The following is a 12,401-nucleotide window of genomic DNA, read 5'->3' as shown; positions in this document are numbered from 1 at the left end:
CTAGCTAGCGTGGCGTTCTTCCGGTGAGACTCCGCCGAGCACCCGGATGCGCCGCGTCTCCTGGGCCCTGTCGGCCAGGTGTGCGGCCTCCGGGTAGGTGACCTCCTCCAGCGAGAGCCCGTACGGCGGGAGCACCTGCACCGCGGAGTCGCGCGTCCCGCCGGCGAGCACCTCGGCCGGCCACTCGATCGAACGCCGGCTGTCACCGACCGAGATCAGCGCGCCGACGAGCGCCCGCACCATCGAATGGCAGAAGGCGTCGGCCTCGATGGTCGCGATGGCCACGTGGGTGGAGTCACGCGCCCAGTCGCAGCGCAACAGCCGCCGGATCGTGGTGGCACCCTCGCGCCTGCGGCAGTACGCCGCGAAGTCGTTCTCGCCGAGCAGGAGTGCCGCCGCGGCGTTCATCCGGTCCAGGTCGAGCGGCCGCGGATGCCACAGCACCTCGTGCCGGCGCATCGGGTCGACGCCGATCGGGTTGTCGCACACCCGGTAGACGTAGCGCCTGGACAGGGCCGAGAACCGCGCGTCGAAGCCCTCCGGTGCCTGGCCGATGCGCCAGATCCGGATGTCGGCCGGCAGCACGCCGGCGAGTCGGCGCGGCAGCGTACCGGTGACCGGGTAGTAGGCCGCGACCGGGACGACGACATGCGCCACCTGGCCGTGGGCGTGCACACCCGCGTCCGTACGGCCCGCCACGGTGAGCACCGGCGGCGGGTCCAGGCGGAGTACGCGCCCGAGGGCCTCTTCGATGACTCCCTGGACCGTGCGCTGGTTGGGCTGACGGGCCCAGCCCGCGAAGTCCGAACCGTCGTAGCCGATGTCGAGCCGGAGTCGTACGAGAGCCGTCACGGGGCCTCCTTCGTCGGGGAGGCGACCAGAGAACGCCGCTTGCGTCGCTCGGTCATGGGACCAGCAGGAGGCTCGGACGTCCGATCTTCGAGGGACCCGTCCATGTCCTCAGCCCTTCGGACTCGCCTGGTAGCCGACGACCCCGTATCCATGCTGTCTGTGTCCTGACCATTGGACAAGTCTCCCAAAGATCGAGCCCGCCGTCCCGTAGGGCACGGCGGGCTCGAGACAAAGCGTGAGTTACTTGTTGTCCTTGGCCTCGTCTGCCTCGGACTCGTCCGACTCGGCCGCGGGGGCCTCGTCGGCCGGGGTGCTGTCCTGCGGCTCGTCCTCGGCAGGGGTCTCCTCGGCCGGCTCCTCGGTCTTGGGAGCCTCCGCCGGCGTGGTCCTCGGCGCCGGGCGGGTGGTCGTCGCCACCGGTCCCGACTCCTCGACCAGCTCGATCAGGGCCATCGGGGCGTTGTCGCCCTTGCGCGGGCCGAGCTTGGTGATCCGCGTGTAGCCGCCGGGACGGCTCTCGAAGCGCGGGCCGATCTCGGTGAAGAGCGTGTGGACGACGCCCTTGTCCTGCACGACGGTGAGCACCTGGCGCCGTGCGGCGAGGTCACCGCGCTTGGCCTTGGTGATGAGCTTCTCCGCCAGCGGCCGCAACCGGCGGGCCTTGGCCTCGGTCGTCGTGATGCGGCCGTGCTCGAACAGCGCCGTGGCGAGGTTCGCCAGGATCAGACGCTGGTGCGAGGGGCTGCCGCCGAGGCGAGGGCCCTTGCTGGGCTGGGGCATGAGTACTTCTCCTTTTCAACCCGCGCCGGCCGTGTGAGGTACCGGCGTCGGTCCGGCGAGGCGGGCGCCTCGCCGAGTCTCAACAGAACGTGGGCGGCCTCGCAGTGAGGCCGCCCACCGGAAAATCAGTACTGCTCGGTCTCGGCGTAGCTCTGGTCCTCGTCGCCGTAGTTGTCCGCCGCCGCCGTCGGGTCGAACCCGGGCGGGGAGTCCTTCAGCGTGAGGCCCATGTCGTTGAGCTTCTGCTTGACCTCTTCGATGCTCTTTGCGCCGAAATTCCTTATATCGAGAAGGTCCTGCTCGCTGCGCGCCACGAGCTCACCCACGGTGTGGATGCCCTCGCGCTTGAGGCAGTTGTAGGACCGGACCGTGAGGTTCAGCTCCTCGATCGGCAGCGCCAGGTCCGCCGCGAGTGCGGCGTCCGTCGGCGACGGGCCCATGTCGATGCCCTCGGCCTCGACGTTGAGCTCGCGTGCCAGGCCGAACAGCTCGACCAGCGTCTTACCGGCGCTCGCGACCGCGTCGCGCGGCAGCATCGCCGGCTTGGTCTCGACGTCGACGATCAGGCGGTCGAAGTCGGTGCGCTGCTCGACACGGGTCGCCTCGACCTTGTAGGTGACCTTCAGGACCGGGGAGTAGATCGAGTCGATCGGCACCCGGCCGATCTCCTGGCCCGGCTGCTTGTTCTGCGCCGCGGAGACGTAGCCACGGCCACGCTCGACGGTGAGCTCCATCTCCAGCTTCGCCTTGTTGTTCAGCGTGGCGATGTGCAGCTCGGGGTTGTGCACCTCGACACCGGCCGGCGGCGCGATGTCGGCGGCGGTGACCTCGCCGGGCCCCTGCTTGCGCAGATACATCACGACCGGCTCGTCGTGCTCGGAGGAGACGACGAGCTCCTTGAGGTTCAGGATGATGTCGGTGACATCCTCCTTGACCCCCGGGATCGTGGAGAACTCGTGCAGCACACCCTCGATACGGATGCTGGTGACGGCGGCACCGGGAATCGAGGACAGGAGCGTACGGCGGAGTGAGTTGCCGATGGTGTAGCCGAAGCCCGGCTCCAGCGGCTCGATGGTGAACCGGGACCGGAACTCGTCGACCTGTTCCTCGGTGAGGGTCGGTCGCTGTGCGATGAGCATTTCAGTACTCCCTTTCCGCGGCGCCCGCTATTTGACTGCCGCGATCTTGCATTCGCCGGGGCGCGCGTCAGGGTGACGCGCGCCCCCAGGAGTGGTCAGCGCTTGGCGTACCACTCGACGATGAGCTGCTCCTGGACCGGCGCGTCGATGTGCTGACGGACCGGGAGCGAGTGAACGAGGATGCGCAGCTTCTCAGGTGCGACCTCGAGCCATGCCGGGACCGGACGCTCGCCGGCCTCGGCCTTCGCCACCACGAACGGGGTCTGCTCAAGCGACTTCTGCTTGACCTCGATGATGTCCCGCTCGGCGACGCGGTAGGACGGGATGTCGACCTTCTTGCCGTTCACCGTGAAGTGGCCGTGCCGGACCAGTTGGCGGGCCATGTCGCGGCTCTTGGCGTAGCCCGCGCGGTAGACGACGTTGTCGAGGCGGCGCTCGAGCAGGCTCAGCAGGTTCTCACCCGTCTTGCCCTGACGGCGGTTCGCCTCTTTGTAGTAGTTGACGAACTGGGCCTCGAGGACCCCGTAGATGCGGCGCGCCTTCTGCTTCTCCCGAAGCTGAAGCATGTGCTCGCTCTCCTTGGGGCGACCGCGGCCGTGCTCACCCGGAGGGTAGGGCCGGATCTCGATCGGGCATTTCGGCCCGTCGCACTTGCTCCCCTTGAGGAACAGCTTCATCTTCTCGCGGCGGCACAGCTTGCAGTCCGCGCCGGTGTATCGAGCCATCTCTCTCTTCCCTAACTCAGACGCGCCGGCGCTTGGGCGGGCGGCAGCCGTTGTGCGGCACTGGGGTGACGTCCTGGATGGAACCGACCTCGAGGCCGGTCGCCTGCAGCGACCGGATCGCGGTCTCGCGGCCCGAGCCCGGGCCCTTCACGAAGACGTCGACCTTGCGCATGCCGTGCTCCATGGCGCGACGCGCGGCGGCCTCGGCCGCCATCTGAGCGGCGAACGGCGTCGACTTACGCGAGCCCTTGAAGCCCACGTGGCCGGCGCTGGCCCATGCGATCACGGCGCCCACCGGGTCCGTGATCGTCACGATCGTGTTGTTGAACGTGCTCTTGATGTGGGCGTGCCCATGAGCGACGTTCTTCTTTTCCTTGCGGCGCACCTTTTTGGCACCGGTACGACTCTTTGGCGGCATCTGCTCTCAAGTCTCCTGGAGGTCATCGGTCCGTGGGCTCGACCGCCGGTCGCGGCGGCCTCCGTGCCGTTACAGCACGGGCTCCGGACTACTTCTTGCCGGTCTTCTTCTTGCCGGCCACGGTCTTCTTCTTGCCCTTGCGCGTACGGGCGTTGGTCTGCGTGCGCTGACCGTGAACCGGCAGCCCACGACGATGCCGGATGCCCTGGTAGCAGCCGATCTCGATCTTGCGACGAATGTCCGCCTGGACCTCGCGACGAAGATCACCCTCGATCTTGTAGTTCGCGTCGATCCAGTCACGGAGCTGCACCAGCTCGTCATCGCCGAGCTCGTGGACCCGGCGGTCACCGCTGATGCCGGTTTCCTTGAGGGTCTCGAGCGCGCGGGTGCGGCCGATGCCGAAAATGTAGGTAAGAGCGACCTCGAGGCGCTTTTCGCGCGGGAGGTCGACGCCGACAAGGCGTGCCATCTCGGGCAGTTCCCTTCTGTTTCACGGAGGTCTTGCGCTCCGCCTCCTCACCCCTGCCCGGGTGAGGCCCCGGCCTCCGACCGAGGGTCGCTCCTGTCATAGGAGCCGCGGAACGTTGCTGTTGGTCCGGCCACGCCTGCTCTAGGCCGCGAGCTCACGAGCACCCTCAGGCGCTCACTCTGCTTCGCACGTCGAGCTGGCATTCGGCGTGGCCGGTCGGGTGGTTAGCCCTGGCGCTGCTTGTGGCGCGGGTCGTCACAGATGACCATGACCCGGCCATGCCGGCGGATGACGCGGCACTTGCTGCAGATCTTCTTAACGCTCGGCTTGACCTTCACTGGGTCTCCTCGATAGCAGGGTCACCCCCGCGCTGCCGACGCGGGGAAGGCAACCCCAGTGGGTGAACTGATTACTTGTAGCGGTAGACGATCCGGCCGCGGGTGAGATCGTAAGGACTCAGCTCAACGACCACTCGGTCATCGGGAAGGATCCGGATGTAGTGCATCCGCATCTTCCCGCTGATGTGGGCGAGAACCTTGTGCCCGTTGTCCAACTCGACCCGGAACATGGCGTTCGGGAGAGATTCGACGACGGTGCCTTCGATCTCGATGGCCCCTTCTTTTTTGGGCATGTCCTCCGCGCTTCGCTGATCGGTTCGTCAGGAGAACGGTCCGCGCGGGCGCCCCGAGCATGCAAGATGCATGCAGACATGAGCCGACACAGGACCGACAAAGAAGTGTACGTCACCGGCCCCGAGAATGTGAAATCACAGCGGATTCACCGACGAGCCGACCACTCCTGTTACTTCCCAACACAGCAGTGGACATGGTCATTCCCGTGTACCCGTGGTGGGCTGTCGAGCCATGACGATCATCGCTCAGCTCAGCGACCTTCATCTCGCCGACGACGATCCGGCGCCGGTCCGGGCCCTGCGGGAGGCCGTGACGACCGTGCTGGCCCTGTCCACGCCGCCCGACGGCGTCGTGCTCACCGGTGACCTCACCGACCACGGGCGCCCCGGGGAGTACGCGCTCTTGCGCACCGAGCTCGAACGGCTGCCGATGCCCGTACATCCGCTTCCGGGAAACCACGACGACGTCGATGCTCTGCTGGAGGCGTTCCCCGCCGTCCCGGCCGCGAACTACGCGGTGACCGTGGGAGGTGTCCGGCTGGTGTGCTGCGACTCGACCATCCCGGGACAGCCCGGCGGGACGTTGTCCGATCCCGAGTGGCTCGAGGCCACCCTCGCGGAGGAGCCCGGCACACCCGCCGTCGTCGCGATGCACCATCCGCCCTTCCCGATCGGCGTCCGCTGGATCGACGAGATGGGCCACGCCGACCCGGACCGGCTCTCCACCGTGATCGCCCGTCACCCGCAGGTCGTACGCGTCATCGCGGGACACGTGCACGCGGGATCGGTCAGCGGGTTCGCGGGTACGGTCGCCACGACCTGCCCGAGTACGTACCGGCAGGTGCACGTCGACCCCGGTGGCCGTCAGGCCCTCTCCACCGCGAAGGCCGGCTTCGCGCTGCACCTCATCGACGGCCTGAACGCGGTCACGCACTTTCGCACCGTCGGCGCCACCGCGGTGTGAGTCAGCGCCGGTCGTCGTGGGGACCGAAGATCTGCCCGGCGAGCATCAAGGCACCCCACGGACCGGCCACCCAGATCCACCAGGGGTACCAGGCTCCCGACGGCACGGCGGTGAGCAGCCAGATCACGATGCAAACCAGGTTGACGGTCGCGTACGTCGCCCAGCCCGCACGCATGCTCGAGTGGTAGAGACTGCCGCCGGCCATGCCGCGGGCCGGCGACGAATGCCGCCACGCCGGCACCGGGAGCTCGTACATGTCCTCTTCGGGCAGGTCGTCGGTCACCTTTTGCAGGTCGCCGATGGTCCGCGCGGTGTAGACCCCTTCGAGACGGCCGTTCAGCTCGTCGACGTCGATGCGCCCCTGAGCGCAGTGCTCTCTCAGCGCCGCCGCGACCCGGTCGCGGTCGGCGTCGGAGGCCCGCATCTCAGGATTGAGCGCCATCCTTGATCCTCTCGTCGCGGCTCCGGTAACCATGTGCCGCGCCGCCGTCGAGTGCGGTGAGCACCCACGGGCCGTCCTCGGTGACGGCGAAGGTGTGCTCGAAGTGCGCCGAAGAGCGCCGGTCATCGGTGATGACGGTCCACTCGTCGTCGAGAAGCAGGGTCGCTGCCGTACCCAGATTGATCATCGGCTCGACCGCGAAGCACATGCCGGGGACCAGGCTTGGCCCATAACCGGCCTCGCCGTAGTTGGGCACTGGCGGGTCCATGTGCATCTCGGTACCGATCCCGTGGCCGACGTACTCCTCGACGATGCCATAGTCGCCCTCGGCACGCACATAGGTCTCGACCGCATTACCGATATCGCTCAGCCGGCCCTCGGCCACGCCCGCGCCGATGCCGCGCCACATCGACTCCTCGCAGACCTCGATCAGCCGCCGGAGCTCGGGGGTGATCTCGCCGACCGGGACGGTCACCGCCGAGTCGCCGTGCCAGCCGTCGAAGATCGCACCGCAGTCGATGGAGATGATGTCGCCCTCGTGCAGGACCTTGCCCGGGCTCGGGATGCCGTGCACGATCTCCTCGTTGATCGAGGTGCAGATGCTGGCCGGGAAGCCGTGGTAGCCCTTGAACGAGGGTGTCGCGCCCTGGGAGCGGATGGACTCCTCCGCGATCGCGTCCAGGTCGGCGGTGGTGATCCCCGGCCGGACCGCCTCGGTGAGCCGCTGGAGGGTACGGCCGACGACGAGACCGGCCTCGCGCATGACCGCGAGCTCGTCCCGCGACTTGATCTGGATGGCCGGCTTACGCTTCTTCCACACTCTGTCGCTCCGCACCTGGGTCAGGGGTTGGTTCGAGGATGACCGCGTGGGCGCTCCGTGCGTGCCGGTCCGTCAGGCGGCGAACCGGCGGAGCGCGGCGAGCGCCCGCTCCGTGACCTCTTCGACGGGCCCAGTGGCGTCCAGGCCCACCAAGATGCCCTCATCCGCGTAGAACGACGCAAGAGGTGCGGTCTGTTCCTGATAGACCTCCAGACGATGCCTGATGGTCTCCTCGCGGTCGTCGTCGCGCTGGAACAGCTCTCCCCCGCAGACGTCGCAGACGCCGTCCTTGGTCGGCGGGTCGAAGGCCACGTGCCAGATCCGGCCGCACTTACGGCAGGTACGGCGGCCCGACAGCCGGCGTACGACCTCGTCGTCGTCGACCACCAGCTCGAGCACGAGGTCGAGCTTGCGGTCCATCTCGGACAGGATCTTCTTGAGCGTCTCCGCCTGCGGGACGTTGCGCGGGAAGCCGTCGAGCAGGAATCCCTCCTGCGCGTCGTCTTCGGCCAGGCGGTCCCTCACCATGGCGATGGTGACCTCATCCGGGACGAGGTCACCACGGTCCATGTACTCCTTGGCCTTCTGCCCCAAAGGGGTGTTTCCGCTTACGTTCGCGCGGAAAATGTCACCTGTCGAAATCTTCGGGATCGACAGGTGCGATGCGATGAATTGGGCCTGTGTCCCCTTGCCCGCTCCGGGGGGGCCCACGAGCACGATTCGCACTACCGCAGGAAGCCCTCGTAGTTGCGTTGCTGGAGTTGGCTCTCGATCTGCTTGACCGTGTCCAGCCCGACACCGACCATGATCAGAATGCTCGTGCCACCGAAGGGGAAGTTCTGGCTGGCGCCGATGAGCCCGAACGCGATCATCGGGATCAGCGAGATGAGCCCCAGGTAGAGCGCGCCCGGTGCGGTGATACGGGTCAGCACGTAGTCGAGGTACTCCGCGGTCGGCCGGCCGGGCCGGATCCCGGGGATGAAGCCGCCGTACTTCTTCATGTTGTCGGCGACCTCGGTCGGGTTGAACGTGATCGCGACGTAGAAGTACGTGAAGAAAATGATCAAAACGAAGTAGATGCCCATGTAAATGGGGTGGTCACCCTTGACCAGGTACTTCGAGATGAAGGTGCTGACCGGGTTGGTGCTGTGCCACATCTGCACCACGAGCTGCGGGAGGTACAGCAGGGACGAGGCGAAGATGACCGGGATGACACCGGCCTGGTTGACCTTGAGCGGGATGTAGGTCGACGTGCCGCCGTACATCCGGCGGCCGACCATTCGCTTGGCGTACTGCACCGGGATACGGCGCTGAGCCTGCTCGACGAACACCACACCGGCGACGATCGCCACACCGACCAGCAGCACGATCGCGAAGACGAAGCCGTGCTTGGTCTTGTAGATGTTCCAGAACTCGCTCGGGAAGACGGCGACGACCTGGGTGAAGATCAGGATCGACATGCCGTTGCCGATGCCGCGGTCCGTGACCAGCTCGCCCAGCCACATGATCACCGACGTACCCGCGGTGATGACGATCACCAGCGTGACGATGGTGAACCAGCTCTTGTTCCACAGAAGCTCTTCGGTGCAGCCCTGCAACAGGTTGCCGGTGCTCGCCATGGCGACGATGCCGGTGCCCTGGAGGATCGCCAGACCGATCGTCAGGTAACGCGTGTACTGCGTGATCTTCGTGGTGCCGGCCTGACCCTCCTTACGGAGGACCTCCAGACGCGGGATCACCACGGTCAGCAGCTGCAGGATGATGCTCGCGGTGATGTAGGGCATGATGCCCAGCGCGAAGATCGACAGCTTCAGCAGCGCACCGCCACTGAACAGGTTGACCAACCCGTAAATATTGCCGTTGGCACCCTTGGTCGCCACATCGACACAGCGATGGATGGCACCTGTGTTCACGCCTGGCGCCGGCAGCTGGGAACCCAGCCGGAACACCGCCATGATGAAGAGCGTGAAGACAAGCTTCTTGCGCAGGTCGGGTGTTCGGAACGCCCGAGAGAACGCGGTCAGCACCATTCCTCCTGCGCGAATTCCGGCCAATGGCCACAGACGGGCCCCGGTCGATGGTAGGCGACGGCGATAGCCGCCGATCGAACTCTAACAGCCCTTGCATGGGCTGACGCCCCCGCCGGGTACTGGCGGGGGCGATTCCCACAAGGGCTTGTGCTCACAGTTCTTCGATGCTGCCCCCGGCACCCGTGATCTTCTCCTTGGCGGAACCGGAGAAGGCATGCGCCTTGACCTGCACCGTTACGGAGATGTCACCAGTGCCGAGAATCTTGACCGGACGGCCCGAGCGCACTGCGCCCTTCGCCGCCAGATCGTCCGGCGTAACCTCGCCACCCTCAGGGTAGAGCTCGGCGAGTCGTCCCAGGTTGACGACCTGGTATTCGACACGGAAGGGGTTCTTGAAGCCCTTGAGCTTCGGAACCCGGCGGATCAGAGGCATCTGACCGCCTTCGAACCCGGCCGGCACCGAACCGCGTGCCTTGGTGCCCTTGGTGCCGCGTCCGGCGGTCTTGCCCTTGGACGCCTCGCCACGGCCCTTACGGGTCTTGGACTTGTGAGCGCCCGGTGCGGGCCGCAGGTGGTGCGGCCGCAGCGGAGTCTCCGCTCCCATCAGTCAACCTCCTCGACCGTGACCAGGTGGCGTACGGTCTGGATCATCCCGAGCACCTCGGGGCGGTCCTCGCGGACGACGCTCTGGCCGATCCGCTTGAGCCCCAGGGTGCGCAGCGTCTCACGCTGGTACTGCTTGCCACCGATCTGCGACTTCACCTGAGTGATCTTCAGGTTGGTCATGAGCCGACCTCCTGGCGAGCCTCGCTCCCGGCCGCGCGAGCCTTGAGCATGGCGGCGGGGGCGACGTCCTCGATCGGCAGGCCGCGCTTGGCCGCGATCTCCTCAGGCCGGTTGAGCTGCTTCAGCGCGGCCACCGTCGCGTGGACGATGTTGATCGCGTTGGAGGAGCCCAGCGACTTGGACAGGACGTCGTGGATGCCCGCGCACTCCAGCACGGCGCGCACGGGGCCACCCGCGATGACGCCGGTACCGGGGCTGGCCGGCTTCAGGAGTACGACTCCCGCGGCCTCCTCACCCTGGCTGGTGTGCGGGATGGTGCCCTGGATACGCGGCACCTTGAAGAAGTGCTTCTTGGCCTCTTCGACACCCTTGGCGATCGCCGCGGGCACCTCCTTGGCCTTGCCATAGCCGACACCCACGGTGCCGTTGCCGTCGCCCACCACGACCAGCGCGGTGAAGCTGAAGCGGCGGCCGCCCTTGACGACCTTCGCGACACGGTTGATCGCTACGACACGCTCGATGTACGACTGGCCCTTGTCGGCGCCACCCCGGCGATCATCACGCCGGTCGCGCCGCTCGCCGCCGCCACGACGTGGTGCTGCCATTAGTGGTTCCTCTTCTCGTCCATCAGTTGCTGCGAGCGGGCCATCAGAGCTCCAGCCCACTCTCGCGCGCACCGTCGGCCAGAGCCGCGATGCGACCGTGGTATCGGTGCCCGGCGCGGTCGAAGACCACGCTGCCGATGCCGGCCTCCTTGGCGCGCTCGGCCAGAATCTCGCCGACCTTGCGTGCCTTGGCCGTCTTGTCGCCCTCGTCCGTACGGAGCGTGGAGTCGAGCGTCGACGCGGACACCAGCGTACGGCCGGCGATGTCGTCGATGATCTGCGCGGACATGTGCCGCGCCGACTTCGTTACGACCAGGCGCGGCCTCTCGGCGCTGCCCTGGATCTTCTTGCGGACGCGCAGGTGCCGGCGGGACCGCGACGCGGCGCGCGCCGAGGTCCGCTTCCGGACCTGAGTCTTGCTCACAGGCACGACTACTTCCCAGCCTTTCCGACCTTGCGGCGGATCTGCTCGCCTTGGTAACGCACGCCCTTGCCCTTGTACGGGTCGGGCTTGCGCAGTTTGCGGATATTCGCGGCGACCTCGCCGACCTTCTGCTTGTCGATGCCCTCGACCACGAACTGGGTCGGCCGTTCGACGCGGAAGGTGATGCCCGCCGGCGGCTCCACCGTGATCGGGTGGCTGAAGCCAAGGGAGAACTCGAGGTTGCTGCCCTTGGCCTGGACGCGGTAGCCGACGCCGACGATCTCCAGCGTCTTGCTGTATCCCTGCGTCACTCCGACGACCATGTTGTTGATCAGCGTGCGGGTCAGACCGTGCAGTGCACGGACCGGTCCCTCATCGCTGGGGCGGCCGACCTTCACGTTGCCGTCCTCCTGGACGACCTCGATCGGCCGGGCCACCGTGTGCTGAAGTTCGCCCTTGGGCCCCTTGACCGTGACCACCTGGCCGTCGACCTTGATGTCGACGCCGCCGGGGACGGGGATGGGCAGACGTCCGATGCGCGACATGCTGTTTCCCTCCCCTTACCAAACGTAGGCGAGGACTTCCCCGCCCACACCATTACGGCCGGCCTGCCGGTCGGTCATCAAGCCAGAAGACGTCGAGATGATCGCGACGCCGAGACCACCGAGGACCTTCGGCAGGTTGTCCTTCTTCGCGTAGACCCGCAGGCCCGGCTTGGACACCCGCTTGAGTCCGGCGATCGAACGCTCACGGCTCGGGCCGAACTTGAGGTCGACCACAAGCTTCTTGCCGACCTCGGCGTCCTCGACGCTCCATCCCGAGATGTAACCCTCCTGCTGGAGGATCTCGGCGATGTGCGCCTTGATCTTCGAGTACGGCATGTTCACGGTGTCGTGGTACGCCGAATTCGCGTTCCGCAGACGCGTCAACATGTCTGCGATCGGGTCGGTCATCGTCATGGCCTACTGGGCCCTCCTCGCCGCGGTTTCCGTACGTGATTGGCACGTGACGGACCTTCGACGTGGTCGTGGATGCCTTGCTCAGGCACCCGGTTGGTCATTATTGAAATGCTGGTCGGCCGCAGTGCTCAGCCGGCCTTACCAGCTGGACTTGGTGATGCCGGGCAGCTCGCCGCGATGCGCCATCTCCCGGAAGCAGATCCGGCACAGGCCGAACTTGCGGTAGACCGCGCGCGGACGCCCACAGCGCGAGCACCGAGTGTAGGCGCGCACGCTGTGCTTGGGCTTCCGGTTCGCCTTGGCGATCAGAGCCTTCTTCGCCATCTAATCTCCTCATAACTGACGGTCGCCGCCGAA

20 protein-coding genes are annotated in these 12,401 nt (G+C 66.8%); 1 reads left to right on the top strand and 19 read right to left on the bottom strand.

Going from position 1 to position 12,401, the window contains the following annotated elements; all coding sequences use genetic code 11:
* From truA to infA, 8 genes are all read right to left on the bottom strand, one after another.
* Entirely contained in the window at positions 1-852 is an 852-nt protein-coding gene (gene truA, locus FB559_RS18370; protein WP_141956760.1) for a tRNA pseudouridine(38-40) synthase TruA, read from the bottom strand.
* Positions 853-1,092: 240 nt separating this feature from the next.
* Complete coding sequence (gene rplQ / locus FB559_RS18365) at positions 1,093-1,632, bottom strand: 50S ribosomal protein L17 (protein WP_141956759.1); 540 nt, start codon at positions 1,630-1,632, stop codon at positions 1,093-1,095.
* A 125-nt stretch (positions 1,633-1,757) separates the two neighbouring features.
* On the bottom strand, positions 1,758-2,771 hold the full coding sequence (locus FB559_RS18360) for a DNA-directed RNA polymerase subunit alpha (RefSeq protein ID WP_141956758.1): 1,014 nt from the start codon (positions 2,769-2,771) through the stop codon (positions 1,758-1,760).
* Between the two features lie 95 nt (positions 2,772-2,866).
* Positions 2,867-3,496, bottom strand: coding sequence for a 30S ribosomal protein S4 (rpsD, locus tag FB559_RS18355; RefSeq protein WP_141956757.1), 630 nt, complete (start codon positions 3,494-3,496; stop codon positions 2,867-2,869).
* A 16-nt stretch (positions 3,497-3,512) separates the two neighbouring features.
* Positions 3,513-3,914: a 30S ribosomal protein S11 gene (gene rpsK, locus FB559_RS18350; RefSeq protein WP_141956756.1), complete on the bottom strand. Its 402-nt coding sequence runs from the start codon at positions 3,912-3,914 to the stop codon at positions 3,513-3,515.
* Between the two features lie 88 nt (positions 3,915-4,002).
* Positions 4,003-4,383 (bottom strand): 30S ribosomal protein S13, encoded by a 381-nt coding sequence (gene rpsM, locus FB559_RS18345; protein ID WP_141956755.1) that lies wholly within the window; start codon positions 4,381-4,383, stop codon positions 4,003-4,005.
* 224 nt (positions 4,384-4,607) lie between these two features.
* Positions 4,608-4,721 carry a 50S ribosomal protein L36 gene (rpmJ, locus tag FB559_RS18340; RefSeq protein WP_141956754.1) on the bottom strand — a complete coding sequence of 38 codons (114 nt, stop codon included), beginning with the start codon at positions 4,719-4,721 and terminating at the stop codon, positions 4,608-4,610.
* 71 nt (positions 4,722-4,792) lie between these two features.
* Positions 4,793-5,014, bottom strand: coding sequence for a translation initiation factor IF-1 (gene infA, locus FB559_RS18335; RefSeq protein ID WP_067912209.1), 222 nt, complete (start codon positions 5,012-5,014; stop codon positions 4,793-4,795).
* A 232-nt stretch (positions 5,015-5,246) separates the two neighbouring features.
* Between infA and FB559_RS18330 the strand changes: the two genes are divergently transcribed.
* Positions 5,247-5,978, top strand: coding sequence for a phosphodiesterase (locus FB559_RS18330; protein WP_141956753.1), 732 nt, complete (start codon positions 5,247-5,249; stop codon positions 5,976-5,978).
* 1 nt (position 5,979) lies between these two features.
* Here FB559_RS18330 and FB559_RS18325 read toward each other — a convergent pair whose 3' ends face one another.
* From FB559_RS18325 to FB559_RS18275, 11 genes are all read right to left on the bottom strand, one after another.
* Positions 5,980-6,420, bottom strand: coding sequence for a DUF1707 domain-containing protein (locus FB559_RS18325; RefSeq protein WP_141956752.1), 441 nt, complete (start codon positions 6,418-6,420; stop codon positions 5,980-5,982).
* On the bottom strand, positions 6,404-7,240 hold the full coding sequence (gene map / locus FB559_RS18320) for a type I methionyl aminopeptidase (RefSeq protein WP_141956751.1): 837 nt from the start codon (positions 7,238-7,240) through the stop codon (positions 6,404-6,406). The genes FB559_RS18325 and map overlap by 17 nt, the downstream gene beginning before the upstream one ends.
* Before the next feature lie 72 nt (positions 7,241-7,312).
* A complete protein-coding gene (locus FB559_RS18315; protein WP_141956750.1) occupies positions 7,313-7,966 on the bottom strand; it encodes an adenylate kinase in 654 nt (217 codons plus the stop codon).
* Positions 7,966-9,267: a preprotein translocase subunit SecY gene (gene secY, locus FB559_RS18310; RefSeq protein ID WP_141961766.1), complete on the bottom strand. Its 1,302-nt coding sequence runs from the start codon at positions 9,265-9,267 to the stop codon at positions 7,966-7,968. Before secY ends, FB559_RS18315 begins: the two co-directional genes overlap by 1 nt.
* A 154-nt stretch (positions 9,268-9,421) precedes the next feature.
* Complete coding sequence (gene rplO / locus FB559_RS18305; protein ID WP_141956749.1) at positions 9,422-9,874, bottom strand: 50S ribosomal protein L15; 453 nt, start codon at positions 9,872-9,874, stop codon at positions 9,422-9,424.
* On the bottom strand, positions 9,874-10,056 hold the full coding sequence (gene rpmD / locus FB559_RS18300) for a 50S ribosomal protein L30 (RefSeq protein WP_141956748.1): 183 nt from the start codon (positions 10,054-10,056) through the stop codon (positions 9,874-9,876). The genes rplO and rpmD overlap by 1 nt, the downstream gene beginning before the upstream one ends.
* Positions 10,053-10,661 (bottom strand): 30S ribosomal protein S5, encoded by a 609-nt coding sequence (gene rpsE, locus FB559_RS18295; RefSeq protein WP_141956747.1) that lies wholly within the window; start codon positions 10,659-10,661, stop codon positions 10,053-10,055. Before rpsE ends, rpmD begins: the two co-directional genes overlap by 4 nt.
* Before the next feature lie 43 nt (positions 10,662-10,704).
* Complete coding sequence (gene rplR / locus FB559_RS18290) at positions 10,705-11,085, bottom strand: 50S ribosomal protein L18 (RefSeq protein WP_425455071.1); 381 nt, start codon at positions 11,083-11,085, stop codon at positions 10,705-10,707.
* Between the two features lie 8 nt (positions 11,086-11,093).
* Positions 11,094-11,630 (bottom strand): 50S ribosomal protein L6, encoded by a 537-nt coding sequence (rplF, locus tag FB559_RS18285; RefSeq protein WP_141956745.1) that lies wholly within the window; start codon positions 11,628-11,630, stop codon positions 11,094-11,096.
* Positions 11,631-11,645: 15 nt separating this feature from the next.
* Complete coding sequence (gene rpsH, locus FB559_RS18280) at positions 11,646-12,044, bottom strand: 30S ribosomal protein S8 (RefSeq protein WP_141956744.1); 399 nt, start codon at positions 12,042-12,044, stop codon at positions 11,646-11,648.
* Positions 12,045-12,182: 138 nt separating this feature from the next.
* A complete protein-coding gene (locus tag FB559_RS18275) occupies positions 12,183-12,368 on the bottom strand; it encodes a type Z 30S ribosomal protein S14 (protein WP_141956743.1) in 186 nt (61 codons plus the stop codon).
* Positions 12,369-12,401: the final 33 nt, after the last annotated feature.

This window comes from Actinoallomurus bryophytorum (genome assembly GCF_006716425.1).
Classification (GTDB): Bacteria; Actinomycetota; Actinomycetes; order Streptosporangiales; family Streptosporangiaceae; genus Actinoallomurus; species Actinoallomurus bryophytorum.
The sequence above is the reverse complement of the archived record's forward strand: the minus strand, read 5'-3'. Positions and strand labels throughout refer to the sequence as shown.

Coding starts and splice junctions, on each gene's coding strand:
- rplQ (WP_141956759.1), bottom strand. CDS start 1,632: ATGCCCCAGCCCAGCAAGGGCCCTCGCCTCGGCGGCAGCCCCTCGCAC.
- FB559_RS18360 (WP_141956758.1), bottom strand. CDS start 2,771: ATGCTCATCGCACAGCGACCGACCCTCACCGAGGAACAGGTCGACGAG.
- rpsD (WP_141956757.1), bottom strand. CDS start 3,496: ATGGCTCGATACACCGGCGCGGACTGCAAGCTGTGCCGCCGCGAGAAG.
- rpsK (WP_141956756.1), bottom strand. CDS start 3,914: ATGCCGCCAAAGAGTCGTACCGGTGCCAAAAAGGTGCGCCGCAAGGAA.
- rpsM (WP_141956755.1), bottom strand. CDS start 4,383: ATGGCACGCCTTGTCGGCGTCGACCTCCCGCGCGAAAAGCGCCTCGAG.
- infA (WP_067912209.1), bottom strand. CDS start 5,014: ATGCCCAAAAAAGAAGGGGCCATCGAGATCGAAGGCACCGTCGTCGAA.
- FB559_RS18330 (WP_141956753.1), top strand. CDS start 5,247: ATGACGATCATCGCTCAGCTCAGCGACCTTCATCTCGCCGACGACGAT.
- FB559_RS18325 (WP_141956752.1), bottom strand. CDS start 6,420: ATGGCGCTCAATCCTGAGATGCGGGCCTCCGACGCCGACCGCGACCGG.
- rplO (WP_141956749.1), bottom strand. CDS start 9,874: ATGGGAGCGGAGACTCCGCTGCGGCCGCACCACCTGCGGCCCGCACCG.
- rpmD (WP_141956748.1), bottom strand. CDS start 10,056: ATGACCAACCTGAAGATCACTCAGGTGAAGTCGCAGATCGGTGGCAAG.
- rpsE (WP_141956747.1), bottom strand. CDS start 10,661: ATGGCAGCACCACGTCGTGGCGGCGGCGAGCGGCGCGACCGGCGTGAT.
- rplF (WP_141956745.1), bottom strand. CDS start 11,630: ATGTCGCGCATCGGACGTCTGCCCATCCCCGTCCCCGGCGGCGTCGAC.
- rpsH (WP_141956744.1), bottom strand. CDS start 12,044: ATGACGATGACCGACCCGATCGCAGACATGTTGACGCGTCTGCGGAAC.
- FB559_RS18275 (WP_141956743.1), bottom strand. CDS start 12,368: ATGGCGAAGAAGGCTCTGATCGCCAAGGCGAACCGGAAGCCCAAGCAC.